Source organism: Niveispirillum sp. FG148 (assembly GCF_057809655.1).
In genome coordinates this window covers 1-25,607 of record NZ_JBMDKJ010000041.1, presented here as the reverse complement: position 1 = coordinate 25,607, position 25,607 = coordinate 1, and the positions used below count along the sequence as shown (strand labels likewise).

Sequence of the window (25,607 nt, the reverse complement as noted above, 5' to 3'; positions counted from 1 at the left end):
TAAACCTGCCGCCAATTGCTGATTTCATTGCCGACGCGGCCGGATGGCTGGCCGTACTGTATCACCCGTCGTTCGGGGCCCCATCGCCAAGAGACAAGCGATCCGATCGACAGAGACCGAGATAGAGACATGATCCGCACCCGTCTTTTTACCGCCGCCCTTCTGGGGTCGGCTCTGGCCTTTGGCTCCCTCGCCGTTGTCATGGCACCGTCTGAGGCCTTTGCGCAGAAGGCGAGCGGTGAGAAGAAGGAAAAGGCTCCGCAGGGCGACACCGTCCGCAAGGAAGTGGGTGAGCCGCTGCAGGCTGCCCAGGAACTGATGAAGGGCAAGAAGTTCAAGGACGCGCTTGCCAAGATCAAGGAAGCCGACAACGTCGCCGACAAGACGCCGTTTGAAGATTTCATGGTCGAGCAGATGCGCGCCATCGCCGCCTATCAGGCTGGCGAGCTGGACATTGCCGAAAAGTCGTTCGAGGCCGTGTTTGCCACGGGCCGTTTCCCGGCGGCGCAGCAGCTGACCTTTACCCAGGCGCTGGCGCAGGCCTTCTATCAGCAGAGGAACTACGGCAAGTCCATCACCTGGACGCAGAAGTATTTCTCCGCTGGTGGTACGGAACCGGCGCTGAAGACGCTGCTGCTGCAGTCCTATTATCTCAACAAGGACTATCCGAACGCGATCAAGGAAGTCTCTGCCAAGATCAGCGCTGTTGAGAAGTCCGGCCAGACGCCGGACGAGAAGGACCTGCAGCTGTTGGCCGCTGCCAACAATGAAAGCAAGAACGAGGCCGGCTATGTCGGCGCGCTGGAAAAGCTGGTCCGCTATTACCCTAAGCGCGACTATTGGCTGGACCTGCTGCTGCGCACGCAGCGCAAGCCGGGCTTCGCGCGTGACCGTCTGACGCTGGATACCTATCGCCTGATGGATACGTTGGGTCTGCTGGACACGACCAACGACATCATGGAAATGGCGCAGCTGTCCATGCAGGCCGGCAACCCCGGCGAGGCCATGGGCCTGATCGACAAGGGCTATGCCAAGGGACTTCTGGGTTCCGGCGGTGAAGCCGAGCGTCATAAGCGCCTGAAGGATCTGGCGACCAAGCAGGTTGCCGACGATCAGAAGGGCTTGGCCCAGACGGAAACCGAGGCGGTGGCCGGTCCCAATGGCGGCCCGATCCTGCGTGTTGCCGAGGCCTATGCCGGTTATGGCAAGTATGACAAGGCGATCACCCTGGCCGAGGCGGCCATTGCCAAGGGCAATCTGAAGAACCCGGACGATGCCCGTCTGCGCCTGGTCACCTATTACCTGGCTGCCGGCCAGAAGGCCAAGGCCGAGGCGACCGCCAAGGCGATCAAGGCCACCGACGGTCCCGGCGATCTGGCCCGTCTGTACCTGCTGAACGCCGCCAAGGCGAAGTAAGCGAGAAGGGGCGGACGGCTTCGGCATCCGCCCCTTTTTCATTCAAATCTGCCGTGCTACCCGCGGGAGGCGGTCCTCCGCCGCCCGTGAACCCCCGGTATCGCCCCTGCCGGTCACTCTTCGGATCTCCCATGTCGGACTTGGAACCTCTTTTCCGTCCCCGACTGCATTATCCGGAACGCGCCTTGCGGCTGCGGCGTGAAGGGCGTGTCATTGTCGAGTTCCGTATCGGCGATGACGGCGCCCCGCAGGATGTGCGTGTCGTCGAAGCCGTCCCGCCGGGATTGTTCGAGCAATCTGCCCTGCGCTATGCGGCTGGCCTGCGTTACCACCCGGATGAGGGCAAACCACCGCACCCGCTTGAGTCCATAGGGCGGTCGCGCCAACGTTTGGAAGTCCGCTTTGAAATGCGGGGGCAGGCATGAAGTTCCGGTGACGACGCTCTTCGCGCTTCACATTGGCCCGTTGAATGCCTATCTGTTGTGACGTTGCACGGATTGTGAGTTCAGCCTCAAGATTTGGAGATTACCCATGGGCGCCATGAGCCTCTGGCACTGGATCATCGTTCTTGTCGTCGTGCTGTTGCTGTTCGGCGCGGGCAAGCTGCCCAGCGTGATGGGCGACATGGCGAAGGGCGTCAAGGCGTTCAAGAAGGGTTTGAAAGAAGAGGAAGCGGCGGCGGACGCCGATCCGAAGCTGACGGAAGCCAAGCCGGGTGAAAGCAAGCCGAACTGATCAGGTTCGGTTCAACGCCATTGATCATACGAAGGGTCGACCATTGCGTCGGCCCTTTTTGTTTTTGCTGTGCTGGCGGCTGCCGGGGGCGGATGATAGAACAATGAGGGTCCCGTTCGTGGGACCGATTGGAGCGGACGAATGCGGGCAGGGGCGGGGGAGCCACCGCTGTCGGAACGGATTGCGGTGGATCAGGATACATCCGCGCTTTTCACCCACAGCCACGATCTTCTGCGCCTGCTGGAACGGCTGCATCGCCGCTATCTGGACGTTGTGCGGATTGAGCTTGAACGGCTGGGCGTTGCCCGTATAGCACCGGTGCAGGGTCTGATGCTGCTGACCATCGGCGAGGCGAGCCTCACCCTGCGCGATCTGGTGGCCCAGGGCTATTATCTGGGCGCCAATGCAGCAAGCAATATGAAGGCCCTGGTGGAAGCCGGTTTTGTCGAAACACTGGATGACAGCAATGGTGACCGTCGGCAGATAAAGGTGCGATTGACGGCTTCCGGCCTGGCATTGCGGGACGAGCTGCGGCGGGTTGAGGCTGCCCATATTGGAGGTTTAGCCTTCGGTACGCAGGCGATGGAAGACCTGTGGTCCACGTATCGCACGCTGCGCCGGCTGGAACGGACATGGGCCGATGTGATCCGGTCCGATGCGCTGGACATCGAATAGAGGCCCCGCAGAAGGGCCTTGGGGAGTGGTCGGGAGCGATGAACGACAGGCGCACGGGGTTGACCCCCGACGACGTGAACCGTCTGGCCCAGGATCGATCCGCCGAAGCGCGGATTGAGATGGTGTCGAAATTGGTGCGGACAGTTGAAGCAGGTCTGCTGGCCGATGCGGAGCGGTCGCTGGTCGGGGAGCTGCTGGAGCGGCTGGCCCACGACACGGTGCAGCAGGTGCGCGAAGCCGTTGCCTGGCAATTGTTCAACAGCCCCCTGCTGTCGGACGATCTGGCCAGGACATTGGCGCTGGATGTCACATCCGTGGCCTTTCCCATCCTGCACCATGGCCGGCAGATCGCCGATGAACTGCTGTTGGAGGTGATCCGACAGGGGCGTGCAGATAAGCAACTGGCCATCGCTACCCGCGATGTCCTGTCCTCGGTTGTTTCCGGTGCCTTGGCCGATGTCGGCAACCTGGCGGTGGTGGCCGCCCTGGCAGGAAACCAGAAGGCCGACATCAGTGACGGCACCTTGCTGTCGCTGGCCGACCGTTATGTGCATGTGCCCTTCGTCGCGGAGCCTCTGGCGGCCCGCACGTTGCTTCCGGCGACGGTGGTCGAGCGGCTGATCGGTTCCGCATCGCAGAAGGTCCGGGACCTGCTGGTCGAACGTCACCGCCTTTCCCCGGTCATTGCGGCGGAGATCGCCAATCACGGCCGGGATGCCGCCACCCTGGCCATGCTGCGGCCCCTGGCGCGCGCCGGCATGGATGCCGATGCGCTGGCGGTACATCTGCATGAGCAGGGGCGCTTGGGCGTGCCGCTGCTGCTGCGCACCCTGTGCGGTGGCGATTTCGATTTCTTCGCGGCGGCCATCGCCACCAAATCGCGGGTGCGCAAGGCCAATGCCCTGACGCTGCTGCATGAGGGGCGGTGGGACAGCTTGCGCGCCCTGCTGGACCACGCACATGTGCCCAAGCGTCTGTTCGCCCCCTTTCAGGTGGCGCTGCGGGTGGCGCACAAGCAGGGCTACAGGGGAGGGGACGCGGGCCGGCAGGATTTCCAGACGGAGGCACTGGGCCGCATCTATCTGGAATGCGGACAGTCGGAGGAGCGGGCCATGGACGACCTGCTGCTGCAACTATTCGACCAGAAGGGCGACGATCTGGTGGACGCGGCCATGGACCTGGCCGGCATGCCGTTCCTGCCCCTGCGTGGGTCCGTGCCGACGCGCTGAACCGGCGTCGGCACTGCTGTGTTCGGGTCAGAAGGCGCGGATCTGCATCGTGATCGGCCCGTCCGCGCGGCCATGGATGAACTGATCCACGAAGTCATTGCCGGAATTGTCGATCTCCGACACCGGGCCGACCCAGATCAGCTTGCCCTTGTAGAGCATGGCCACGCGGTCCGCGATCTTGCGGGCACTGGCCATGTCATGGGTGATGGACAGCGCCGTGGCGCCCAGATCCTTCACGCATTTGACAATCAGGTCGTTGATGACATCGGCCATGATCGGATCCAGGCCCGTTGTCGGCTCGTCGAAGAAGATGATTTCGGGCCGGGTACAGATGGCGCGGGCCAGACCCACGCGCTTCTGCATGCCGCCCGACAGCTCGGATGGGTAGAGATTGGCCACATCCGGTGTCAGGCCGACTGCGCCCAGCGTGGCGACCGCCCGCTCCTTGGCTTCCTTGCGGCCCAGGCGCTGTTGTCCCTGGATCAGTCCGAAGGCGACATTTTCCCAGACGGGCAGGCTGTCGAACAGGGCGGCACCCTGGAACAGCATGCCGAATTTGGACATGACCCGTTCGCGCTCCCTTCCACCGATATGGGTCGTATCCTCGCCGTCAATGCGGATACTGCCGGCATCGGGCTGCAGGATGCCCAGGATGCATTTCAGCAGCACCGACTTGCCGGTACCGGATCCGCCGATGATGACGATGCTCTCCCCCCGCTTCACGTCCAGGTCGATGCCATCCAGCACGACCTTGGGGCCGAACGCCTTCTTCACGCCAGACAGCGAAATCTTGGGCACATCCGTGCCGATGGTCTGTTCCTGCATCATGGTCATGAGAAGAAGATCCCCGTCAGCAGATAATTCAGGACCAGGATGAGCATGGAGGCCGACACCACGGCATTCGTCGTGGCGGCACCCACGCCTTGTGCGCCGCCACGCGAGTTGTAGCCGTGATAGCAGCCCATCAACGAGATGATGAAGCCGAACACGGCCGCCTTCACCAGACCGGAGATGACATCCATCCGTTCCAGATATTGCCAGCTGTTGTTGATATAGGTGGAAGCGTTGAAGCCCAGCCGATACACGGCCACCAGATAGCCGCCGAACACGCCAATGATATCCGCCACCAGAACCAGCAGCGGCAGCATGGTGGTGCCGGCGATCAGCCGTGGCACGACCAGATACTTGTAGGGATTGGTCGACAGGGTGGTCAGGGCGTCCACCTGCTCCGTCACGCGCATCGTGCCCAGTTCGGCCGCCATGGCCGCACCGATGCGCCCGGCCACCATCAGGCTGGCCAGCACTGGGCCCAGTTCGCGGGTGATCGACAACACGACGACGGTGGCGATGGCGCTTTCGGCGGAGAAGCGCGAGAAACCGCTGTAGCTCTGCAGGGCCAGCACCATACCCGTGAACACGGCGGTCAGACCGACGACGGGCAGGCTGTAATAGCCGATTTCAACCATCTGCCGGCCGATATGCCGGAAATAGAATGGCGGCCGCACGCAGTGCATCAGTGCCGTCAGCGTGAACAGGGCCAGCCGCCCCGCCGCCCCCATGAAGGTCAAGGTCGTTCGGCCGATGGCACTCAGGAAATTCATGAACTTGACCTTCTCATGACGCTACCAGAGCTACCGCTAGACAATGGGGTGCGTCCTGTCAATGTCGAGGGGAATGAAGGCCAAATGGCGGCGGTTATCATCCAGTTTGTCCCGCCACCCTGGAATGGCTGCCTTGTTTGCAGTTCTTTCCTGCCGAACGGGCTTGCCGCTCCAGTGATTTCGCCGTAAAAACAAATTCTGTAATGAGCTGTCGGCCCTCGCTGGCGGCTTCAACCCCTAAGGATGGACAGGTCCCCCCGTGAAGGCGGCAGACCACATCGCTGGCGATCATGGTGACACGGGTGCTTGCGCCCGTCACGCCGTGTCGTGCGCGTCCTCCATCCGTCGCGGCAGCCTTGTCCTGGCCGCGCTACGACTAATCTCCCCCTGAGCGCCCGATGTCGTGCCGCCCAGACGCGGCGCGACCCGCGATCAGGGGTCAAAGGTGCCGTCCCGGCACCGTATCCGCACCTGTATAGATCAACGAAGGCGCCCATAGCCTGAACAGGCCCGCGCCCAGAGTGCCGCCGAGGGACCAGGACATGACCATCAACCGCGATAAGAACCGCGTCATCATTTTCGACACCACGCTCCGCGATGGCGAGCAGGCGCCCGGCTGTTCGATGAATCTGGACGAGAAGCTGCGCATCGCCACCGTGCTGGAGGAGATGGGCGTCGACGTGATCGAGGCCGGCTTCCCCATCGCCTCCAACGGCGATTTCGAGGCCGTGCGCGAGGTTGCCCGTACGGTCAAGAATTCCGTCATTGCCGCGCTGGCCCGCACCTCGCGTGCCGACATCGACCGCGCAGCCGAGGCGCTGCAACTGGCCCAGCGCAAGCGCATCCATACCTTCATTTCCACCAGCCCCGTCCACATGAATTACATGTTGAAGATGACGGAGGAGGAGGTGCTGCAACGCACCGTCGATTACGTGTCCTATGCCCGTAATCTGGTGGATGACGTGGAATGGTCGGCCCAGGATGGTTCGCGGTCGGACCGCGACTTCCTTTGCCGGTGCGTGGAAGCCGCCATCAAGGCGGGGGCCACCACGATCAACATCCCGGACACGGTCGGCTATGCCCTGCCGGAAGAATATGCCGCGATGTTCACCGATGTGATGACCCGTGTCCCCAACAGCGACAAGGCCATCTTCTCCGTCCATTGTCATAATGATCTGGGCCTGGCTGTCGCCAACTCGCTGGCCGGTATCGGGGCCGGCGTGCGGCAGGTCGAATGCACCGTCAACGGCTTGGGCGAACGCGCGGGCAACGCCTCCATGGAAGAGGTGGTGATGGCCCTGCGCACCCGTCACGACCTGATCGGCTGCACCACCGGCATCAAGACCGAGTACATCACCCGCATCTCCCGTCTGGTCTCCACCATCACGGGCTTTCAGGTTCAGCCCAACAAGGCCATCGTCGGCGCCAACGCTTTCGCCCATGAAAGCGGTATCCACCAGGATGGCATGCTGAAGCACGCCGAAACCTATGAAATCATGACGCCGGAATCGGTGGGGCTTAACCGGTCGTCGCTGGTCATGGGCAAGCATTCCGGCCGCGCCGCCTTCCGCGCCAAGCTGAAGGAACTCGGCTATGACGATCTGGGCGAGAACGCCATCAATGATGCGTTCGGCCGGTTCAAGGATCTGGCCGACCGCAAGAAGGACATCTATGACGAGGACATCGTCGCCATTATGGATGACGAGGTTGGCCGTCAGAACGACCATATCCGTTTCGTGGCCCTGCATGTCGTGGCCGGCTCGCGCGGGCCGCAGCACGCCGTGCTGGAACTGGAGATCGACGGCAAGCCGATTGCCCCGGTGGTCGCCTTCGGCAATGGTCCCGTTGATGCCGTGTTCAACGCGCTGAAGCTGGCCTTCCCACACGAAGCCAAATTGCAGCTCTACCAGGTGCATGCGGTCACCCAGGGCACCGATGCCCAGGCTGAGGTGACGGTGCGCCTGGAAGAGGGTGGCAAGACCGTGAACGGGCAGGGGGCCGATGCCGATACGCTGGTCGCCAGTGCCCGGGCCTATGTGCATGCGCTCAACAAACTGATGACCAAGCGGCAGAAAACGGCGCCCGTCGCCCTGTCCGCCTGATCGCCAACGCTGATTCGCAACCTTCCGGAGAAACCCCCGCCGACTACCCGTCGGCGGGGGTTTTTTGCCTTCTTGTCGCCATGATTTCCGGTGCTTCCGGCCCCGGTTTGTCGCTGTGCAAAGCCCATGCAGCAGACATGCGGTGGTGCAGTGCGAAACGGGGCACAAATTCGGTGTCGGTGGCTTTCAAGGCTTGAGGGTCCGCCCCCAAATGGTCTATGCAACAAACGCGGTTCGGCATATCCGGGGTCCGACCGCACCACCGGCGGCAAAATCCGGACTTGTCAGAGATACGTTTCACCCATGTTTTCAAACCTGCTCGGTATGTTCTCCGCCGACATGGCGATCGACCTTGGCACAGCCAATACGCTCGTCTACGTGAAGGGTCGGGGCATCGTCCTGAATGAGCCCTCCGTGGTTGCGATACGCGACCTGCGGGGCAAAAAGCAGGTCCTGGCCGTGGGTGACGAGGCGAAGCTGATGCTGGGCCGTACGCCCGGCAACATCCAGGCCATCCGCCCGCTGCGCGACGGCGTCATCGCCGACTTCGAAGTCGCGGAAGAGATGATCAAGCATTTCATCCGCAAGGTTCACAACCGCCGCAGCTTCGCCAGCCCTGAGATCGTGATCTGCGTTCCGTCGGGTTCCACCGCCGTCGAACGCCGCGCCATCCAGGAATCGGCTGAGGCTGCCGGCGCCCGCCGCGTCTCCCTGATCGAAGAGCCGATGGCTGCCGCCATTGGTGCCGGCCTGCCCGTTACGGAGCCGACGGGCAGCATGGTTGTGGATATCGGCGGTGGCACCACCGAGGTGGCCGTGCTGTCGCTGAACGGTACCGTCCATGCCCGTTCCGCCCGCGTGGGCGGTGACAAGATGGACGAAGCCATCATCGGTTACATCCGTCGCCACCATAATCTGCTGGTGGGTGAGGGTTCTGCCGAGCGTATCAAGAAGGAAATCGGCTCCGCCTGCCCGCCGGAAGATGGCGAAGGCCGGGTGATGGAGATCAAGGGCCGCGACCTGATGAACGGCGTGCCCAAGGAACTGGTGATGAGCGAGCGCCAGATCGCCGAGAGCCTGGCCGAACCTGTCAGCCAGATCATCGAGGCGGTCAAGGTTGCTCTGGAACATACCGCTCCCGAACTGGCCGCCGACATCGTGGACAAGGGCATTGTCCTGACCGGTGGCGGCGCGCTGCTGGCCAATCTGGATTATGTGCTGCGTCATGCGACGGGCCTGCCCGTCTCCATCGCCGATGATCCGCTGTCCTGCGTGGCGCTGGGCTCCGGTCGCGCGCTGGAAGAGGAAAGCCTCCGCAACGTGCTGATCCGCATGTATTGACGGGTTGTTTACGACGATCCGTCATTTACAGCCCGGCATTGTCGCGCTACTTTCACATGACATTGTAAGTCGTCGATTTTGATGGCTTACCTGATCTCGGGACACGACCCCCGGTGAAGACACGCAACAGCGGCTCCGTCGTACGTATCGCGGCTCCCCTTTGGGGGATGGTGCAGCGATTCTACTTTCCGCTGCTGATCCTGGCCGCCATTGCACTGATGATGATCGGCCATGTGAACGGAACGGCCATTGATCAGGCGCGGTCACGCGTTACTGACGCCGTTGCCCCCATTCTGAACGTGATGTCCCGCCCGGCGGCCAGTGTGGCCGACGGGCTGGAATATTTCCGTTCTCTGGCCGAAATGCATTCCGAGAATATCCGCCTGCGGGAAGAGAACGCGCTTCTGCAGCAATGGCAGCAGGCGGCCTTGCGCATGGAGGCGGAGAACCGTTCGCTGCGTTCCCTGCTTTCCTTCAAGCCGGACCCCGCCGCGCGCGTGGTGACGGCCCGCGTCGTCGGCGACCCTGGCGGCGCCTTCGTGCGCACGATCGTGGTGACGGTCGGCGGTCGTGACGGTGTGCAGCGTGGTCATGCCCTGATGTCGGGCCAGGGGCTGGTCGGGCGCATCGTGCAGGTGGGCGAGTGGTCGTCCCGCGCGTTGCTGATCACCGACCTGAATGCCCGTATCCCGGTGGTTCTGGAAACCAGCCGCCAACGGGCGATGATGGCGGGTGACAATTCCGATCATCCGCTGCTGACCTATCTTCCGCCCAATACCCAGGTTGCGCCGGGTGAGCGCGTCTTCACCTCCGGCCATGGCGGTCTGTTCCCGCCGGGCCTGCCGGTCGGCGTTGTTGAATTGGGGGCGGACGGCAAGCCGCGGGTGGTGCCGATGGCCGACCTGTCCCGCCTTGAGCATGTCCAGATCATCGATTTCGGTGTTACGGGCGGTCTGGCCGCCGAAGCGGCGCAGCCCGGCGCGATGAAGTGAGGGCCAGCGGCTTGGCCGGCGGATTTCTGCATCAGCTTGACCAGACGGCGCGGAACCTTCTGCCGTTCGGCGTGACCATCGTCGCCATGCTGGTTGGCATGGTGCCGCTGCAATTGCCGGGCTACGCGCTGGTTACGGCGCCCTTCATGCTGATGTGCCTGTTCTACTGGGTTATCCACCGGCCGGATCTGCTTCGCCCCGTTGTGGTCTTCATGATCGGGCTGTTGCAGGATCTGATCGGCGGCACGCCCATCGGCATGACGTCACTGGCCATGATCCTGGCCTACTGGCTGCTGATCACGCAGCGCCGCTTTTTCCTGGGTCGATCTTTCCTGATGCTGTGGATCGGTTTTGCGTTGGTGGCGACGGGGGCGGCGGCGGTACAATGGGTCGTGTTCGCACTGATGACGGCCAGCCTGCTGGACGCGCGGGCGGTGATTGTGCAGGCGCTGCTGGGCGTCGCGCTGTTTCCGCTGGTGGCGTGGCTGTTGCAGCGCCTGCACCGCGCCTATTTGAGCTGAGGGGTTAAGGGGCGATGTCCGCGTTTGACCGGGATGCCGAGCGCCAACGCATGCTCGGCCGCCGCACCCTGGTGCTGGGCGGTTTGCAGGCGGGTGCCGTGGCGACTCTGATCGGCCGCCTGTATTATCTGCAGATCGTGGAAAGCGACCGCTACACGATGCTGGCGGAGGATAACCGCATCTCGCTGCGTCTGGTGGCGCCGCCCCGCGGCCTGATCACCGATCGGTTCGGCGTGCCGCTGGCGGTAAACGAGCAGAATTTCAGCGTCGTCATCGTGGCGGAGCGGGCCGGCGATGTGCAGCAGATTCTGGATGAGGTGGGCCGGCTGGTGCCGCTGACCGAAGCGGATGAACGCCGCATCCAGCGTGATATCCAGCGCTCCCGCTCCTTCGCACCCATCACGCTGAAGGAGAATCTGAGCTGGGACCAGGTTGCCGCCATCGAGGTGAATCTGCCCGATCTGCCGGGTGTGTCCATTGATGTCGGTCAGGTCCGTTCCTACCCCTTCGGAGAGGCGCTGAGCCATGTGCTGGGCTATGTCGGGGCGGCGGCCGAAAAGGATGTCGAGGGCTCCAGCGATCCGCTGCTGAGCCTGCCCGGTTTCCGTGTCGGCAAGGGAGGAATCGAGAAGCAGTATGACCTGCCCTTGCGTGGCAGCGCCGGCAATGTGCAGCTGGAGGTGAATGCCGTCGGCCGCGTCATCCGCGAACTGGCGCGCGACCCCGGGCAGACGGGCCGCGAACTGGCCCTGACCATCGACGCCAAATTGCAGCATTACATGCATCAGCGCCTGTCGGCGGAGGAAAGTGCCGCCGCCATCGTCATGGATGTGCATACCGGTGGCGTTCAGGCCCTTTGTTCCAGCCCCAGCTTCGACCCCAACCAGTTCGCCATGGGCATCGGCTATGAAGCCTATCAGGCGCTGTTGAAGGACGAGCGGACGCCGTTGATCAACAAGGTCATCGCCGGGGAATATCCGCCGGGATCGACCTTCAAGATGCTGACTGCGCTGGCCGCCCTGGAGTCGGGCATCGTCAATGCCGACCACCGCGTCACCTGTACCGGCCATATCGAACTGGGCAGCCACCGGTTCCATTGCTGGAGCCGCAACGGCCATGGCACGCTGGACATGGTCGGCGGTCTGATGAACAGCTGCGATGTCTATTTCTACGATCTGGCGGGCCGCATCGGCATGGACCGCATCGCCGATATGGCCCGGCGTTTCGGAATGGGAAGCAAGGTGGGCCTGGAACTGCCAGGCGAGCGCGCCGGCCTTGTTCCGGACCCGAAATGGAAGCGCCAGCGCTTCAAGCAGCCCTGGCACCAGGGGGAGACGCTGATCGCCTCCATGGGGCAGGGCTATGTGCTGTCCACGCCGCTGCAACTGGCCGTGATGACGGCGCGGCTGGCCAGCGGCCGGGCTGTACAGCCACATCTGCTGAAATCGATCGAGGGTCAGTTCACGGAGACAACGGAATGGCCGGCCCTGGATGTGAAGCCGGAGAATCTGGCGACGGTGCTGAAAGGCATGAACGCTGTCTGCAACGTGCCCGGCGGCACGGCCTATCGGGCGCGGATCACCGTGCCAGGGATGGAAATGGCGGGCAAGTCGGGCAGTGCCCAGGTTCGCCGCATTTCGATGGCTGAACGCAATTCCGGCGTCATCCGAAACGAGAACCTGCCCTGGCGGGAGCGTGACCACGCCCTTTTCGTCGCCTTCGCGCCCGTGCAGGCGCCCAAATATGCCTGTGCGGTTATCGTGGAACACGGCGGTGGCGGCGGTGCCGTGGCCGCCCCCATTGCCCGCGACATCCTGCTGGAATGCCAGATGCTGGAGGCGGCGCGCGCCAGCGTAGCGCAGCACCCCGCCGCCGATATTGCGCCGCCCCCACCCGGAGGCACACGATGAGCCTCGATACCGGCGCCGATGGCGCCACCCTCTCCTTTACCGAGAAGCTGGCCCATATCCCTTGGAGTCTGGTGCTGCTGATCACGCTGGTCGCCTGCGTCGGCTTTTCCATGCTCTATTCGGCGGCCAATGGCCATTTTGACCCCTGGGCCTCGCGTCAGATGCTGCGATTCGGTGTGGGTCTGGCGTTGATGCTGTTTATCGCCGTCGTGGACATCCGTGTCTGGATGAAGATGACCTACCCGCTCTACGGCATGGTCATGGTGCTGCTGGTTGGCGTCGACCTGTTCGGTAATATGGGCAAGGGGGCGCAGCGCTGGATCGATCTGGGCTTTGTGCAGCTTCAGCCATCGGAGATCATGAAGGTCACCCTGGTCATGGCCCTGGCCCGCTATTTCCATGGCGCCTCGCTGGAGGATACGGGGCGCATCCCATTCCTGGTCATCCCGTTGGCCATTGTCGGGGCGCCCGTGGCCCTGGTGCTGGCTCAGCCCAATCTGGGCACCTCGCTGATGCTGATCATGGCCGCCGGCGCCATGTTTTTCCTGTCGGGTGTGCGCTGGTGGAAGTTTGCCATTGTCATCGGTGCCGTGCTGATCGCGATCCCGCTGTCCTGGCAGTTCCTGCTGCACGATTACCAGCGTGACCGGGTTGAGACCTTCCTGAACCCCGACAGCGACCCGCTGGGCACCGGCTACCACATCACCCAATCGAAGATTGCCTTCGGGTCCGGTGGGTTGATGGGCAAGGGCTTTCTGCAGGGGACACAGAGCCATCTGAACTTCCTGCCCGAAAAGCAGACCGATTTCATCTTCACCATGCTGGCGGAGGAGTTCGGATTGGTCGGCAGCGTAGGGTTCCTGGGGCTCTATTGCCTGATGCTGCTGTTCGGATTCGTCATCGCGGGGCGCTGCCGTCACCAGTTCGGGCGATTACTGGCCCTGGGCCTGACGGTGAACCTGTTCCTCTACCTCTTCATCAATGTCGCCATGATCATGGGCCTGATCCCCGTGGTCGGCGTGCCGCTGCCGCTGATCTCCTACGGCGGGACGGCGACGCTGGCGGTCATGGTGGGGTTCGGGCTGCTGATGTCGGTGCATGTGCATCGGGACGTGCGCATGTCGCGGCGGGGCCTGGGCGATCTCTGACCCCTGTTTTGCGGGCATGCCTTTGCCGCAAGGCTCGGTCGCCAAAAAAAGTGTCATTTGCGCGATCAAACCTGTCGACAAGGTGAAATGCCTTTGCTACACAGCGCGCCTCGCCACGATGAACGACGCGGCGGGACGCTGAAGCGGAAGACGCCGACGCGGTTGGAAATGGATTGGGCGCATAGCTCAGTTGGTAGAGCAGCTGACTCTTAATCAGCGGGTCCAAGGTTCGAGTCCTTGTGCGCCCACCAACCTTCCCATCGGCTTTTGGTTTTGATTGATGTTGAACGGCACGAACACGGTTCGCTGCCGTTTTTTGTTTTCTATGGCCGCCCCTGCCTTGATGCCGCCATTGATCCGGCTCAGTCTTCCTTGCGGGGCTGTCCATGACGGAGGATGCGATGACGCGTCTTGTCCTGCTGCTGCTTGCCGTGGCCATGGGTTCGGTTGCCCACGCTGCGGAATCGGCGAAGCCAGTCTGCATCGAATCACGTCGGATCAATGGCTGGGTTGCCGACGGTGATCAGGCACTGATCGTGACCGTGGCGGTGAAACAACGATATCGAATTGAATTGGGACTGTTGGCCGACGCCCTTGATGTCGACAGCCAGAGCAAACTGGCGTTCATCCCCCGCAGCGACGGGGAGATCTGTGCCGGATGGGGCTGGGTTGGCATCGAGGGAAAGCGTATACCCATCCGGTCGATCACCCGCCTGCCGGACCCGGCACCGACCGCGGAGAAATGATGTGTCGAAGCCTGCCTTCGTTCCTTTTCGCGCCACTGTCTGCGGCATTGATGAACTGCCCCGGCATGCCGACGCCGGGGTGACGCATCTGGTCTCGATTCTCGACCCCGATCGTGCGCCGCTGGTCGATTTTGACCAATATGGACCGCACCATCGGGTGGATCTGCGTTTCGATGATATTGTCGAACTGCTGCCGGAGCGGGTCGCGCCCGATGCCGCGCACCTGGAGAAGGTGCTGGCGTTCGGCCGGGACCTGACGCAGGCAGCAAGTCCTGATCACCATCTGCTGGTTCATTGCCATATGGGCATATCCCGGTCGACGGCCGTCATGACCTTGATCCTGGCGCAGGCCCGGCCCGATCGGCATGCGGGTGAGGCGCTGGCCGAGGTGGTGCGCATACGGCCCCAGGCCTGGCCTAACCTGCGCATGCTGGAGATTGGCGGCGACATGCTGGGCTGCCGGGCCGAGCTGCTGGAGGCGCTGCGCGACGTCTATGCCCGCCATGCCGAGGGCAGGGCGGACTGGCTGCGTTTCCTGACCGATAATCACCGCAGCCGGGAAGTGGCGCATTTCGCCCGATAAGGTGGATCAGCCGCGGTCGCCCAGCACCTGGCGGCAGAATCGCACCGTGATGGGCTTCTTGGCGGCCAGCGCCGCATGATCCAGTTCAGCCACGACGCGGCGGGCATTGGCAAAGCTGCGCTCGGTGCGGGTCATCAGCCAGTCGATGACATCCTCGCCCACGCGGATCTGGCGGTCGGTGAACAGCTTCACCAGCACGGCCATCAACAGAGCGTCATCGGGGGCGGCCATGCCCACAGCCGGCGCTGCCATCAGGCGGGAGCGCAGGTCGGGCAGGCGGATGACCCAATTGATGGGAGCATTGTCTGCCAGCAGCAGCAGATGCCCGCCCATTTCACGGGCCAGATTGTAAAGATGGAACAGGGCCCGTTCCAGGGCCGGGTCGCCGGCCACGCCCTGCGCGCCGTCCAGGACGGCTGTGCGCATGGGACGCAGCAGGTCAGGCAGATCCTCTGTTGCCAGATCTTCGACGGTCAGCAGATTGGCCCGTGCCCTGGCCCGCCAGATCTGGGCCAGATGGCTTTTGCCGCAACCGGACGGCCCGAACAGAATCAGGGCCGGGGCCGGCCATTCGGGCCAGGCGTCCAGCCAGGCAACGGCATCCTGGTTGCCGGGGGCGACCAGGAAATCATCCTCGCCCATCGCGGAACGATGGCCCAGGTCCAGCGGCAATTGACGCGGGGGGATGGTCATGGGGCAGCCCCTCCTTGTCATCGGGCTGGAAGATCAGGGGGGTGGGGGAATGTCGGCGACACCGCCGCCCCGTTCCGCCCCTTGCGCGGCTGGATGGGATAGCAGCGGATCGGGCGGCAGGTCCAGCCCCGCCGGCTCGGCCGGGCCATGTCCGCGGTAAAAGCTGCTGTCGGTATAGCGCTTCAGCAGGAAGCGCGTCAGAACGCCCAGCACGGCCGCCACGGGCATGGCCAGCAGAACGCCGACGAATCCGAACAGGGCGCCACCCGCCATCAGGGCAAAGATCACCCAGACCGGATGCAGCCCCACCTTGTCACCCACCAGCTTCGGCGTCAGGACGTTACCTTCGATGGCCTGGCCGAACAGGAACAGGCCGACAACCAGCCCGATGCGCCAGGTCTCGTCGAACTGGAACAGGGCGATGCCGACCGACGCGACGAATCCGAACAGGGTGCCGACGAAAGGAATGAAGGACAGCAGGCCGGAGATCATGCCGATGACCAGCCCGAAATCCAGCCCCGCGGCCGTCAGCGCCAGCGCATAGAAGGTGCCCAGTGCCAGGCAGACCGTGGCCTGTCCACGTACGAATCCGGCCAGCGTCGTGTCGACTGCCCGCGCCTGTTCGCGGATCGTGTCAGCATGGTGCCGCGGCAACCAGCCATCGACAGCGGCAATCAGCCGATCCCAGTCGCGCAGCAGGTAGAAGGCGACGATCGGCGTGATGAAGATGACGGAAAGAATATCGACCAGGGCGATGCCGCGATCGACGACATTGCGCAGGATTTCCGCGGTCCAGCCCACGGCTGTGCCTGCGTAATCGCCGGCGGCTTCCCGCAGCTTCTGCACATCGGACGGTGACAGACGCTTCAGCCAGCGCTGTACGGTGGGCAGCACTTCCTTCTTGGCCCAGGCGACCCATTCCGGCGCCATGTGGATCAACTGGACAACCTGATCCTGGATCAGGGGTACCAGCAGCAGCAGGGCCAAAGCCAGCGCCAGGACGAATCCGATCAGCACGAGCGTGGTGGCCGCCCAGCGCGGTACGTGCCGCCTTTCCAGGCGGTCGACCACCGGGTCCAGCAGGTAGGCCACAGCCATGCCGGCCACGAACGGCGCCAGCATGGAGCGCAGCAGCCATACCAGCAGGATGAAAATGGCGAAGGTCCAGGCCCAGAAACGCCACTGCCGCTCCTGGGTGTTCATTGCGGCTCCCCGTTGCCGTCATCCCCGAATTCCGTTTCCGGGCGGGCGCGGCGCAGGAACATCAGCACCAGTGTGCCGACCGCCAAGCCAACCACCAGCATTTCCGCGGGCAGGACCAGCAGGTCCAGGCCGATGGCAGGCCCCAGGATGGCCAGGATGATCAGGATGGCCAGGTCCTGGGCCACGATGTTCATGAAGGAGAGCCAGCCCGGTTCTGTCACCCACGGATCGTTGCCGAAGCTTTCCGGCAGGTCGCGGCCCAGCAGCAGTGCCAGCACATGCGCCAGAACCGGCAGCAGCACCCAGAGCGGCAATTGCCCGACGAAATACAGGGCCACGAAGGCGGCCAGCGGGATCAGGCGGTCGGCCACCCGGTCCAGCCGGGCGCTGAGCCGCGTCCGCGTGCTGAAGAACAGGTGGATAGTGCCTTCCAGCAGGGCACCGAATCCGGCCAGCACCATCAACCAGAAGGCAAGGGCCGGATGGGCGGCATAGATCAGCCAGCCCAGCAGCGGGGCCGCAACCAGCCGGCCCACGGTGATGCTCAAGGTGAAGCGCCGCAGCTTTTCCAGCGTAGGGTCGGTCGGAACCGTCTCATAGGTGGGGTCGGACATGGGGCCTCTATACCGCGGGGGAAGTCAGTTGCCCGCAGTATGGAGGTTTTCATAAGGAGAACAAAGCGGATGCTGCGTCCGGATCAGCGCGCCAGCCGCAGTGTGGCCCCATCCGTTCCCTGTTCCAGCAGCAGGTCGCGCTGTGCCAGGGCGGTTCGCAGCTGGTCCAGGTTGCCGTTGAAGCGCAGGTCGATCACGCCGCCGTGCCGCGACAGGCTGCTGACGCTGGTCTGGCTGATGGTGGGGATACTCGCCAGACGCTTACGTGTCTCCTGCCAGCCTGCCTGATCTGCGAATTGCACTGTTAAAGTCAGGCTGCCCTCCGCCCCGACGCTGATCAGGGTTGCGGCCGTCCAGCGTTCCTCCAGCCTGTGGACGATACCTTCCACCGCTGCCTGCAGCATGGGGTTCACGGTCGCGGCCGGTTTGGAGTCGCTGCCGGGTGCCTGGGCAGGGGGGGGCAGGGGGGATTGGGCGAAAACGAAGCTCTCGGCCGTACCTGATGCTGGATAAAGCGTAACGGTGACAGTCAAGCCGGACTCGAGCGTGCCGGCGACGCTGGCGACCGCGACGTCGCCGGCACTGTAGCGTTCGGCGATCCGGCGCAATGCCGACGCGTCACCGGCCATGGCCTGCTCTACGCCGATATCGGCCACATCCTGGGCCTCTCCATAGGGAACGGCGATCGGCACCAGTCCCGCCGGCGGCGGCAGGTCGGCCCAGGCCTGGCGCCAGGCGGTCTGTGCCTGCCACAGCACCGGGCCGCCGCCCGTCTGGTCGATGGGCAGGATCAGCACGGGCTTGGACCGGACTTCGGCATAGGCGACGCTGTAGGATTTCAGCAGGTTGCGGACAGCCATAGCGTTGAAGCGCACGGACAGCTTGCCGACATAGCGCGTGGCCGACGTCCTTTCCTCCTGCACGGCATAGGACTGCACCATGCGGTCGATGCTGTCGGACGGGATGGGCGGCAGGGCCGTGCGGGCGCCGTCCACCGTCAGACGATCGAACAGCAGATCGAACGCCTTGCGCTGTGCATCACGCACGCCTTCGTCGCGGGCGGCATTGGGCGACCCGGCGGAGATATCCACCCCGACATCACGCACGGTGAAAAGGTCGTCAGCCCCCTGGGCGACGGCCGGCAAGGCCAGAGCCGTGGCCAGCAGGACGGCGGACAGGCTTTTGCGCAAGGCGGGGGTGCGATGGACCGGCATTGCCATGATTTCCGATGTTGATATGTTCGGCGCCAACTTCAAGGGTGGCGGTGCGGCACCCCCGCTTTCTACCCCACCCCAGTACCGATACGCCAGCAGCGAGGACCAGGGTATGAGCAGCTATTCCTACCGGGATGCCGGGGTCGATATCGACGCGGGCAATGCGCTGGTCGATGCGATCAAGCCGCTTGCCAAATCCACGGCCCGTTCCGGCTCCGATGCCGGGCTGGGTGGGTTCGGCGCGCTGTTCGATCTGCGCGCCGCCGGCTTCACCGATCCGCTGCTGGTTTCCACGACCGATGGCGTGGGCACCAAGCTGAAGGTCGCCATCGACGCCAACAAGCATGACACGGTCGGCATTGATCTGGTCGCCATGTGCGTCAACGATCTGGTGGTGCAGGGCGCGGAACCGCTGCTGTTTCTGGATTACTACGCCACGGGCAAGCTGGACGTGGCCGCCGGCCGCGCCATCGTCGCCGGCATCGCCGAGGGCTGCCGCCAGGCCGGCTGCGCCCTGGTGGGTGGCGAGACCGCGGAAATGCCGGGCATGTATGCCCATGGCGATTACGATCTGGCCGGTTTCTCCGTCGGGGCCGTCGAACGCAGCCAGGTGCTGATCGGTGACAAGGTCGCGGCCGGCGACGTGGTGCTGGGCTTGGCGTCCAGCGGTGTGCATTCCAACGGCTATTCGCTGGTGCGCAAGCTGGTGGGCGTGTCGGGCCTGACCTATGACAGTGCCTGCCCATGGGATGGCTCGCGCAGCCTGGGCGACGCCCTGCTGACCCCGACCCGGATCTATGTGAAGTCGGTGCTGGCGGCGGTCCGTGCCGGCACGGTCAATGCGCTGGCCCATATCACGGGTGGTGGGCTGATCGAGAATATTCCGCGCGTGCTGCCCGACGGGCTGGGTGTCGATCTCGATGCCGCCACCTGGGACCTGCCGCCGGTGTTCGCCTGGCTGATGAAGACGGGCAATGTCGCGGCACCGGAAATGGCCCGCACCTTCAATTGCGGTGTCGGCATGGTCGTCGTTGTACCGGCCGACAAGGCGGACGAAGCCGCGCGCATCCTGGCCGCTGGTGGCGAGAATGTGAAGCGCATCGGCAGCGTTGTGCCCCGCACTGGCGATGGGCACCGTGTCGTCATCAGCGGTCTGGAGCGCTGGTCGTGAGATTGCGTCTGGGCGTCCTGATCTCTGGCCGGGGCAGCAACCTCCAGGCCCTGATCGACGCCGCCAAGGACCCGGATTTCCCGGCGGAGGTGGCGCTGGTCATCTCCAACAAGCCGGATGCGCCCGGCCTGGACCGGGCGCACGCGGCCGGCATCCCGGCGCTGGTCATCCGGCCCAGGGACTATGCCGACAAGCCGGCGCATGAGATGGCGATGACCGCGGCGCTGGAACAGGCTGGCGTCGGTCTGGTCTGTCTGGCCGGCTTTATGCGGCTGCTTTCGCCTTGCTTCGTGGAGCATTGGCAAGACCGGCTGATCAATATCCACCCGTCGCTGCTGCCGGCCTTTCCCGGTCTGCACACGCATGAAAAGGCCCTGGAGACGGGGGTCCGTTTCCATGGCTGCACGGTGCATTTCGTGCGCGTGGAAATGGATACCGGCCCCATCATCGTGCAGGCGGCCGTGCCTGTGGCTGATAAGGACACGCCCGACAGTCTGGCGGCGCGGGTTCTGGAACAGGAGCACAGGGCTTACCCCCTGGCCGTGCGCCTGATCGCGCAAGGGCGGGTTACCGTTGAGGGCAACCGGGTGCGGATCAGGCAGGGCACGGTGCCGGCAGCGGTCATCGCGCCGGTCCCCTGAAGGGTGGTTGGCGGCACCTTATGGTCTGTCGACTGACCTTCAAGCCGATGAGGGATGTGCGATATGATTGAAGTCCGCCCCGCCACCGCTGACGATCTGCCCTTCATCCACAGCCTGGCCCCGCGTCTGGCTGGCGCAGCCGATCTTTCCTGGCGCAGTCCGGATGATGTGATGCGGTTCCAGCGCACCTTCATGCATGAGACGCTGGAAGTGCCGAAGCCCGGTGCGGTGACCTATGTCGCCGTGAATGCAGATGGCGAAAGGCTTGGCTTCGTCCATGCCGAGCCCATGGTTGACATCTTTACCGACCGGATTGCCGCCTATATCCCGCTGCTGGCGGTGACGGAGGCGGCGGAAGGGAAGGGGGCGGCCAGCGTCCTGATGAAGGCGGTGGAAGAGTGGGCGCGCGCCCAAGGTTATGACAGCCTGTCGCTGGATGTGTTCGCCAGCAATGCGCGTGGCCGCGCTTTCTATGCCCGAAAGGGCTATGGGGAGGAGACGGTGCGGCTGGTGAAGGACATTCGGTAGCAGTCCCAACCGTTCGCAGCCCCTTGTCAATCGCGGCGTCTGCCCTTAAACCGTCTGCAGATTTCATTCATCCAGTGTCGGGGAGGATAACATGGCCGCTCATGGGACCGTCGTGGTCAGCGACAAGATCGTCAAGGAACATGCCGAGGGCTGGCACGCCTTCACCCGCTTTACCACCATCGGCATTATCGGTGTCGTGCTGTTCCTGCTGATGCTGATGCTGCATTTCTTTGTCGGCTGGGGCTATGCGGTGCTGTTCATGGTGCTGGGCTATGTGGTCACCGCCATCATGGCGCTGCTGGGCAAGGTATGATCCTTGGCGCCGGTCAGGCGCGTTACGGATGGGAAGGGGCCGCCGGCATTGCCGCGCGGCCCCTTTCATTTCTGGCCGACCGTCGATTTCGCCCGCATTGTTACGCTTTATGTACGGTTCAAGCCCTTGAAGGGGGGTGGGCGCTGTGCCACGTTAATGCTGAAACCGTCGTCGACTGTTCATTCCCGTGCCCATCTGGGGCGGGCGGTCGAACCAGGCCCATTGGGGCTGGCGGTACTTGAGCGATTAGAAGGCAGATAGAAATGCTGGACATCCCCCGTGGTGTTCTCTACCCGGTCCTCCCGCTGAGAGACATCGTCGTCTTCCCCCATATGATCGTCCCGTTGTTCGTTGGTCGGGAGAAATCCGTCCGCGCGCTGGAAGACGTCATGAAGGATGACAAGCAGATTCTGCTGGTCACCCAGAAGAACGCCTCCCAGGATGATCCCAGCCCTGCCGATATCTTCTCCGTGGGCACGGTCGGTACCGTGCTGCAGCTGCTGAAGCTGCCGGACGGCACCGTGAAGGTGCTGGTGGAAGGTGGCAAGCGTGCCGCCATCACGAAGTTCGGCGACAATGAGGAATTCTTCCAGGCCTATGCCGAACTGATTGAGGAGAAGACTGGCGAGCCGCAGGAGCTTGAGGCCCTGTCGCGCGCTGCCGTCTCGCAGTTCGAGCAATATATCAAGCTGAACAAGAAGATCCCGCCCGAGGTCCTGGTTTCCATCAACCAGATCGAGGAGCCGGGCAAGCTGGCGGACACCATCGCCAGCCATCTTCAGCTGAAGATTCCCGAGAAGCAGCAGCTGCTGGAGACCCCGACGGTCGCCGAGCGGCTGGAGCGGGTCTATGCCTTCATGGAAGGCGAGATCGGCGTGCTGCAGGTGGAAAAGCGCATCCGCAACCGCGTGAAGCGCCAGATGGAGAAGACCCAGCGCGAGTACTATCTGAATGAGCAGATGAAGGCCATTCAGAAGGAACTGGGCGAAGGCGAGGACGGCAAGGACGAGGTCGCGGAGATCGAGGAAAAGATCGCCAAGACCAAATTCAGCAAGGAAGCCCGCGAAAAGGCCCTGGCCGAGGTCAAGAAGCTGCGCACCATGAGCCCGATGAGCGCCGAGGCGACGGTGGTCCGCAACTATCTGGACTGGATGCTGTCGATACCCTGGAAGAAGCGCAGCAAGGTCAAGAAGGACATCAAGGGGGCCGAGGCCGTCCTGAATGCCGACCATCACGGTCTGGAAAAGGTCAAGGAGCGCATCCTTGAATATCTGGCCGTGCAGCAGCGCATGGAAAAGGTGAAGGGGCCGATCCTCTGCCTGGTCGGCCCGCCGGGTGTGGGCAAGACCTCGCTGGGCAAGTCCATTGCCAAGGCCACCGGCCGCACCTTCGTGCGCATGTCGCTGGGCGGCGTGCGGGACGAGGCGGAAGTGCGCGGCCATCGCCGCACCTATATCGGCTCCATGCCGGGCAAGATCATCCAGGGCATGAAGAAGGCCAAGACCTCCAATCCCCTGTTCCTGCTGGACGAGATCGACAAGCTGGGTGCCGACTGGCGCGGCGACCCGTCCTCGGCCCTGCTGGAAGTGCTGGATCCGGAGCAGAACAGCACGTTCAGCGACCATTACCTGGAGGTCGATTACGACCTCTCCGACGTGATGTTCGTCTGCACGGCCAATTCGCTGCGCATGCCCCAGCCGCTGCTGGACCGCATGGAGATCATTCGTCTGGCGGGTTACACCGAGGATGAGAAGGTGGAGATCGCCAAGCGCCACCTGATCGCCAAGCAGGTGGCCGACCATGGGCTGAAGGCCGGCGAGTTCAGCATCACCGACGAGGCGCTGCGCGACCTGATCCGTTATTACACGCGGGAAGCGGGCGTGCGTTCGCTGGAGCGTGAGATCGCCAATCTGGCGCGCAAGGCCATCAAGGAGATCCTGATGAAGGGTCTCGACAAGGTGAAGGTCACGCCCAAGAACCTGGAAAAGTTCGCCGGCGTGAAGCGCTTCCGATTCGGCGAGGCCGAACTGGAGGATCAGGTCGGTGCGACCACGGGGCTGGCCTGGACCGAGGTGGGCGGGGAGATCCTGACCATCGAGGCGGTGATGCTGCGTGGCAAGGGCCGCATCCAGACCACCGGCAAACTGGGCGACGTCATGAAGGAATCGGTGCAGGCCGCCGAATCCTATGTGAAGGCCAACGCACTGCGCTTCGGCATCAAGCCGACCCTGTTTGAAAAGCGTGATATCCACGTCCATGTGCCGGAGGGGGCGACCCCGAAGGACGGCCCGTCGGCCGGTGTGGCCATGATCACCACCATCGTGTCCGTCCTGACCGGTATCCCGGTGGCCAAGGACATCGCGATGACGGGCGAGATCACGCTGCGTGGCAAGGTTCTGCCCATCGGCGGCCTGAAGGAGAAGCTGCTGGCGGCGCTTCGGGCGGGAATCAAGCGCGTCCTGATTCCCAAGGACAATGAGAAGGATCTGGCTGAAATCCCCGATAACGTCAAAAAGGGTTTGACCATCATCCCGGTTTCAACCGTGGATGAGGTCATTGCCCATGCCTTGGTCACAGCTCCGGTCGGAATCGAGTGGTCCGAACCCGAAGAAGTGGCCCAGGTGCCCGGAAAAGCTGGGGATGACGAGCGGGACGGCGTGATTCGGCATTGAAGTGCGCCGGGAAATCGTGTGAATTGGGTTCCCGCTGCCCCCCTTGAATTCCGGGCGCTGGCAGTAAGTTACCAATCCTGAATGCCTGGGAACGTCTTTCGGGCATGTGCAACCTTTACTCTCTTGATGAGGGGGGCCTTAAGTGAACAAGAACGATCTCGTTGCCGTGGTCGCCGAAGCGGCTGGTTTGTCCAAGGCGGACGCGAATAAGGCCGTGGATGCGGTCTTCGATGGGATCACCGGCGCGCTGCAGAAGGGCGACGAAGTGCGTTTGGTTGGTTTCGGCACCTTCGCGGTCGCTGAGCGCGCCGCTTCCGAGGGTCGCAACCCCCGCACCGGTGAGAAGATTGCCATCGCGGCCAGCAAGCAGCCGAAGTTCAAGCCCGGCAAGGGCCTGAAGGACGCGCTGAACTGAGCGATACTGTCCTGGGAGGCCCGGCGTGATGCCGGGCGCCTAAGACCGATAGAACGGGCGGCCGCAAGGTGCGCCCGTTTCTCACATCTAGGGTCTGGCATGGCCGATGGCGAACTGCCGAAAATCAAATGCAGCAGGCATGGCGAGGCGCATCAAGCTGGTCTGTTCCCACTGCTATGAGGCGATTCGGGCCTTTCATCAGGGCGGCGATCCCTGGAATTGAGTGCGCCCGGGATTGGTCAGCCGGCACCCTGCGTTCGGTCGCTGCCGCCGGAACACCGTTTCGCCGGCGGGTCCAATTTCCCTGTTGACCTTGTCACATCCGCCGCTATTGTCGCGGCGCCAGGATCGGCAGGGCGGTTAGCTCAGAGGTAGAGCTTCGGTTTTACACACCGCAGGTCGGGGGTTCGACTCCCTCACCGCCCACCATCACCCCCCCATCGATAATGATGATGCGCCTTCCATGGTGCGTGCGACCGGTTCGGGCGCACCACTCTGCCATCTGTTGTCGATCCGTCAGACCGGCTATAGTTCGGGTACCGGCAGGATCGCGCCCGATCCTGGGACAGGCAGGGGGATGGAACCTGTGACCGAATCCACGGATCGCCGACTGGGAGATCGTATCCTGGCTGCTTTGGAGCTGGCGATCGATCAGCAGGAACTGGAAATCGCAGAACAGCTCTGGCACGCGCTGGAACTGGCGCTCAGTCGTTATGGCGGGCCGCTGGCGGTGGAAAAGCGGGATCCCCCGCCGTTGCTGGACGCGGTTCTGGACAGGCTTCTGGCCCTTCGCCAGGCCGGCACAAGGTCATCCCCCGCCTTGTGACGTCGGGCAGGGTGGCACGGCCTGTATCGCCGCCGCGAATGTTCGATTTCATGTTTGACAAGGTGGTCGGGGTCGAATATACACCCGCCCACCTCAGCGGCGGCGGGGTCGGAGACGATCTCGGCGCTGATTGAAAAGTTTGCGGGTGTAGCTCAGTTGGTTAGAGCGCCGGCCTGTCACGCCGGAGGCCGCGGGTTCAAGTCCCGTCACTCGCGCCACTTTTCCTGAGGTTCAGGTGCGCCCTGACAAGCGTGCCGTTGTTGTGCGGGTGTAGCTCAGTTGGTTAGAGCGCCGGCCTGTCACGCCGGAGGCCGCGGG

26 protein-coding genes and 3 tRNA genes are annotated in these 25,607 nt (G+C 63.6%); 23 read left to right on the top strand and 6 right to left on the bottom strand.

Features of this window, described 5'->3' with window-relative positions; all coding sequences use genetic code 11:
• Positions 1-129 precede the first annotated feature (129 nt).
• The 5 genes from ACODTW_RS25995 (at position 130) to ACODTW_RS25975 (ending at position 4,055) form a co-directional block, all read left to right on the top strand.
• Entirely contained in the window at positions 130-1,416 is a 1,287-nt protein-coding gene (locus ACODTW_RS25995) for a tetratricopeptide repeat protein (RefSeq protein WP_488949049.1), read from the top strand.
• Between the two features lie 131 nt (positions 1,417-1,547).
• Positions 1,548-1,841: an energy transducer TonB gene (locus ACODTW_RS25990; RefSeq protein ID WP_488949048.1), complete on the top strand. Its 294-nt coding sequence runs from the start codon at positions 1,548-1,550 to the stop codon at positions 1,839-1,841.
• 106 nt (positions 1,842-1,947) lie between these two features.
• Positions 1,948-2,151, top strand: a complete 204-nt coding sequence (locus ACODTW_RS25985) for a twin-arginine translocase TatA/TatE family subunit (protein WP_488949047.1) — start codon at positions 1,948-1,950, stop codon at positions 2,149-2,151.
• A gap of 141 nt (positions 2,152-2,292) precedes the next feature.
• A complete protein-coding gene (locus ACODTW_RS25980; protein ID WP_488949046.1) occupies positions 2,293-2,826 on the top strand; it encodes a MarR family transcriptional regulator in 534 nt (177 codons plus the stop codon).
• A 38-nt stretch (positions 2,827-2,864) separates the two neighbouring features.
• Entirely contained in the window at positions 2,865-4,055 is a 1,191-nt protein-coding gene (locus tag ACODTW_RS25975; protein WP_488949045.1) for a DUF2336 domain-containing protein, read from the top strand.
• 27 nt (positions 4,056-4,082) lie between these two features.
• Here ACODTW_RS25975 and ACODTW_RS25970 read toward each other — a convergent pair whose 3' ends face one another.
• Both ACODTW_RS25970 and ACODTW_RS25965 read right to left on the bottom strand, forming a co-directional pair.
• On the bottom strand, positions 4,083-4,889 hold the full coding sequence (locus ACODTW_RS25970) for an ABC transporter ATP-binding protein (protein ID WP_488949044.1): 807 nt from the start codon (positions 4,887-4,889) through the stop codon (positions 4,083-4,085).
• Entirely contained in the window at positions 4,886-5,656 is a 771-nt protein-coding gene (locus tag ACODTW_RS25965; RefSeq protein WP_488949043.1) for an MlaE family ABC transporter permease, read from the bottom strand. The genes ACODTW_RS25970 and ACODTW_RS25965 overlap by 4 nt, the downstream gene beginning before the upstream one ends.
• A gap of 542 nt (positions 5,657-6,198) precedes the next feature.
• On the opposite strand from ACODTW_RS25965, the gene ACODTW_RS25960 reads away from it, so the two are divergent.
• From ACODTW_RS25960 to ACODTW_RS25920, 9 genes are all read left to right on the top strand, one after another.
• Entirely contained in the window at positions 6,199-7,758 is a 1,560-nt protein-coding gene (locus tag ACODTW_RS25960; RefSeq protein WP_488949042.1) for a 2-isopropylmalate synthase, read from the top strand.
• Positions 7,759-8,061: 303 nt separating this feature from the next.
• Positions 8,062-9,099: a rod shape-determining protein gene (locus ACODTW_RS25955; protein WP_054167055.1), complete on the top strand. Its 1,038-nt coding sequence runs from the start codon at positions 8,062-8,064 to the stop codon at positions 9,097-9,099.
• 113 nt (positions 9,100-9,212) lie between these two features.
• Positions 9,213-10,091 carry a rod shape-determining protein MreC gene (gene mreC / locus ACODTW_RS25950; protein WP_488949041.1) on the top strand — a complete coding sequence of 293 codons (879 nt, stop codon included), beginning with the start codon at positions 9,213-9,215 and terminating at the stop codon, positions 10,089-10,091.
• An 11-nt stretch (positions 10,092-10,102) separates the two neighbouring features.
• Positions 10,103-10,612, top strand: a complete 510-nt coding sequence (gene mreD, locus ACODTW_RS25945; protein WP_488949040.1) for a rod shape-determining protein MreD — start codon at positions 10,103-10,105, stop codon at positions 10,610-10,612.
• A gap of 14 nt (positions 10,613-10,626) precedes the next feature.
• Positions 10,627-12,522 carry a penicillin-binding protein 2 gene (mrdA, locus tag ACODTW_RS25940; protein ID WP_488949039.1) on the top strand — a complete coding sequence of 632 codons (1,896 nt, stop codon included), beginning with the start codon at positions 10,627-10,629 and terminating at the stop codon, positions 12,520-12,522.
• On the top strand, positions 12,519-13,670 hold the full coding sequence (rodA, locus tag ACODTW_RS25935; protein WP_488949038.1) for a rod shape-determining protein RodA: 1,152 nt from the start codon (positions 12,519-12,521) through the stop codon (positions 13,668-13,670). Before mrdA ends, rodA begins: the two co-directional genes overlap by 4 nt.
• Positions 13,671-13,845: 175 nt before the next feature.
• Positions 13,846-13,921 (top strand) — tRNA-Lys (locus ACODTW_RS25930).
• A 135-nt stretch (positions 13,922-14,056) separates the two neighbouring features.
• Positions 14,057-14,416 (top strand): DUF6491 family protein, encoded by a 360-nt coding sequence (locus ACODTW_RS25925; RefSeq protein ID WP_488949037.1) that lies wholly within the window; start codon positions 14,057-14,059, stop codon positions 14,414-14,416.
• Between the two features lies 1 nt (position 14,417).
• Positions 14,418-14,999 carry a tyrosine phosphatase family protein gene (locus tag ACODTW_RS25920; protein WP_488949036.1) on the top strand — a complete coding sequence of 194 codons (582 nt, stop codon included), beginning with the start codon at positions 14,418-14,420 and terminating at the stop codon, positions 14,997-14,999.
• Between the two features lie 6 nt (positions 15,000-15,005).
• Here the strand turns inward: ACODTW_RS25920 and ACODTW_RS25915 are convergent, their stop codons facing one another.
• The 4 genes from ACODTW_RS25915 to ACODTW_RS25900 form a co-directional block, all read right to left on the bottom strand.
• Positions 15,006-15,692 (bottom strand): HdaA/DnaA family protein, encoded by a 687-nt coding sequence (locus ACODTW_RS25915; RefSeq protein ID WP_488949035.1) that lies wholly within the window; start codon positions 15,690-15,692, stop codon positions 15,006-15,008.
• Between the two features lie 33 nt (positions 15,693-15,725).
• The gene (locus tag ACODTW_RS25910) at positions 15,726-16,895 is read right to left on the bottom strand and encodes an AI-2E family transporter (RefSeq protein ID WP_488949034.1); all 1,170 of its coding nucleotides are present in this window, start codon (positions 16,893-16,895) and stop codon (positions 15,726-15,728) included.
• Positions 16,892-17,509 (bottom strand): CDP-alcohol phosphatidyltransferase family protein, encoded by a 618-nt coding sequence (locus ACODTW_RS25905; RefSeq protein WP_488949033.1) that lies wholly within the window; start codon positions 17,507-17,509, stop codon positions 16,892-16,894. Before ACODTW_RS25905 ends, ACODTW_RS25910 begins: the two co-directional genes overlap by 4 nt.
• 83 nt (positions 17,510-17,592) lie before the next feature.
• A complete protein-coding gene (locus ACODTW_RS25900) occupies positions 17,593-18,729 on the bottom strand; it encodes a hypothetical protein (RefSeq protein WP_488949032.1) in 1,137 nt (378 codons plus the stop codon).
• Positions 18,730-18,835: 106 nt separating this feature from the next.
• Between ACODTW_RS25900 and purM the strand changes: the two genes are divergently transcribed.
• The 9 genes from purM to ACODTW_RS25855 all read left to right on the top strand — a co-directional run bounded on the left by purM (position 18,836) and on the right by ACODTW_RS25855 (position 25,507).
• Positions 18,836-19,894 (top strand): phosphoribosylformylglycinamidine cyclo-ligase, encoded by a 1,059-nt coding sequence (purM, locus tag ACODTW_RS25895; protein WP_488949068.1) that lies wholly within the window; start codon positions 18,836-18,838, stop codon positions 19,892-19,894.
• Complete coding sequence (gene purN, locus ACODTW_RS25890) at positions 19,891-20,535, top strand: phosphoribosylglycinamide formyltransferase (protein WP_488949031.1); 645 nt, start codon at positions 19,891-19,893, stop codon at positions 20,533-20,535. Before purM ends, purN begins: the two co-directional genes overlap by 4 nt.
• A gap of 63 nt (positions 20,536-20,598) precedes the next feature.
• Complete coding sequence (locus ACODTW_RS25885; RefSeq protein WP_488949030.1) at positions 20,599-21,063, top strand: GNAT family N-acetyltransferase; 465 nt, start codon at positions 20,599-20,601, stop codon at positions 21,061-21,063.
• A gap of 91 nt (positions 21,064-21,154) precedes the next feature.
• Positions 21,155-21,376, top strand: coding sequence for a hypothetical protein (locus tag ACODTW_RS25880; protein WP_488949029.1), 222 nt, complete (start codon positions 21,155-21,157; stop codon positions 21,374-21,376).
• A gap of 263 nt (positions 21,377-21,639) precedes the next feature.
• The gene (gene lon / locus ACODTW_RS25875) at positions 21,640-24,048 is read left to right on the top strand and encodes an endopeptidase La (RefSeq protein WP_488949028.1); all 2,409 of its coding nucleotides are present in this window, start codon (positions 21,640-21,642) and stop codon (positions 24,046-24,048) included.
• Positions 24,049-24,190: 142 nt separating this feature from the next.
• A complete protein-coding gene (locus tag ACODTW_RS25870; RefSeq protein WP_416617602.1) occupies positions 24,191-24,463 on the top strand; it encodes an HU family DNA-binding protein in 273 nt (90 codons plus the stop codon).
• Positions 24,464-24,817: 354 nt separating this feature from the next.
• A tRNA-Val gene (locus tag ACODTW_RS25865) sits at positions 24,818-24,892 on the top strand.
• Between the two features lie 157 nt (positions 24,893-25,049).
• Positions 25,050-25,289 (top strand): hypothetical protein, encoded by a 240-nt coding sequence (locus ACODTW_RS25860; protein ID WP_488949027.1) that lies wholly within the window; start codon positions 25,050-25,052, stop codon positions 25,287-25,289.
• 141 nt (positions 25,290-25,430) lie between these two features.
• Positions 25,431-25,507 (top strand) — tRNA-Asp (locus ACODTW_RS25855).
• Positions 25,508-25,607 lie beyond the last annotated feature (100 nt).

What these genes read in the sequence shown, in the direction of transcription:
- lon (WP_488949028.1), top strand. Translation starts at nt 21,640, where the DNA reads ATGCTGGACATCCCCCGTGGTGTTCTCTACCCGGTCCTCCCGCTGAGA.
- purM (WP_488949068.1), top strand. Translation starts at nt 18,836, where the DNA reads ATGAGCAGCTATTCCTACCGGGATGCCGGGGTCGATATCGACGCGGGC.
- ACODTW_RS25900 (WP_488949032.1), bottom strand. Translation starts at nt 18,729, where the DNA reads ATGGCAATGCCGGTCCATCGCACCCCCGCCTTGCGCAAAAGCCTGTCC.
- ACODTW_RS25905 (WP_488949033.1), bottom strand. Translation starts at nt 17,509, where the DNA reads ATGTCCGACCCCACCTATGAGACGGTTCCGACCGACCCTACGCTGGAA.
- ACODTW_RS25970 (WP_488949044.1), bottom strand. Translation starts at nt 4,889, where the DNA reads ATGACCATGATGCAGGAACAGACCATCGGCACGGATGTGCCCAAGATT.
- rodA (WP_488949038.1), top strand. Translation starts at nt 12,519, where the DNA reads ATGAGCCTCGATACCGGCGCCGATGGCGCCACCCTCTCCTTTACCGAG.
- ACODTW_RS25965 (WP_488949043.1), bottom strand. Translation starts at nt 5,656, where the DNA reads ATGAATTTCCTGAGTGCCATCGGCCGAACGACCTTGACCTTCATGGGG.
- ACODTW_RS25975 (WP_488949045.1), top strand. Translation starts at nt 2,865, where the DNA reads ATGAACGACAGGCGCACGGGGTTGACCCCCGACGACGTGAACCGTCTG.
- ACODTW_RS25960 (WP_488949042.1), top strand. Translation starts at nt 6,199, where the DNA reads ATGACCATCAACCGCGATAAGAACCGCGTCATCATTTTCGACACCACG.
- ACODTW_RS25925 (WP_488949037.1), top strand. Translation starts at nt 14,057, where the DNA reads ATGACGGAGGATGCGATGACGCGTCTTGTCCTGCTGCTGCTTGCCGTG.
- ACODTW_RS25915 (WP_488949035.1), bottom strand. Translation starts at nt 15,692, where the DNA reads ATGACCATCCCCCCGCGTCAATTGCCGCTGGACCTGGGCCATCGTTCC.
- ACODTW_RS25995 (WP_488949049.1), top strand. Translation starts at nt 130, where the DNA reads ATGATCCGCACCCGTCTTTTTACCGCCGCCCTTCTGGGGTCGGCTCTG.
- ACODTW_RS25880 (WP_488949029.1), top strand. Translation starts at nt 21,155, where the DNA reads ATGGCCGCTCATGGGACCGTCGTGGTCAGCGACAAGATCGTCAAGGAA.
- ACODTW_RS25955 (WP_054167055.1), top strand. Translation starts at nt 8,062, where the DNA reads ATGTTTTCAAACCTGCTCGGTATGTTCTCCGCCGACATGGCGATCGAC.
- ACODTW_RS25985 (WP_488949047.1), top strand. Translation starts at nt 1,948, where the DNA reads ATGGGCGCCATGAGCCTCTGGCACTGGATCATCGTTCTTGTCGTCGTG.
- mrdA (WP_488949039.1), top strand. Translation starts at nt 10,627, where the DNA reads ATGTCCGCGTTTGACCGGGATGCCGAGCGCCAACGCATGCTCGGCCGC.
- ACODTW_RS25885 (WP_488949030.1), top strand. Translation starts at nt 20,599, where the DNA reads ATGATTGAAGTCCGCCCCGCCACCGCTGACGATCTGCCCTTCATCCAC.
- ACODTW_RS25980 (WP_488949046.1), top strand. Translation starts at nt 2,293, where the DNA reads ATGCGGGCAGGGGCGGGGGAGCCACCGCTGTCGGAACGGATTGCGGTG.
- ACODTW_RS25990 (WP_488949048.1), top strand. Translation starts at nt 1,548, where the DNA reads ATGTCGGACTTGGAACCTCTTTTCCGTCCCCGACTGCATTATCCGGAA.
- ACODTW_RS25910 (WP_488949034.1), bottom strand. Translation starts at nt 16,895, where the DNA reads ATGAACACCCAGGAGCGGCAGTGGCGTTTCTGGGCCTGGACCTTCGCC.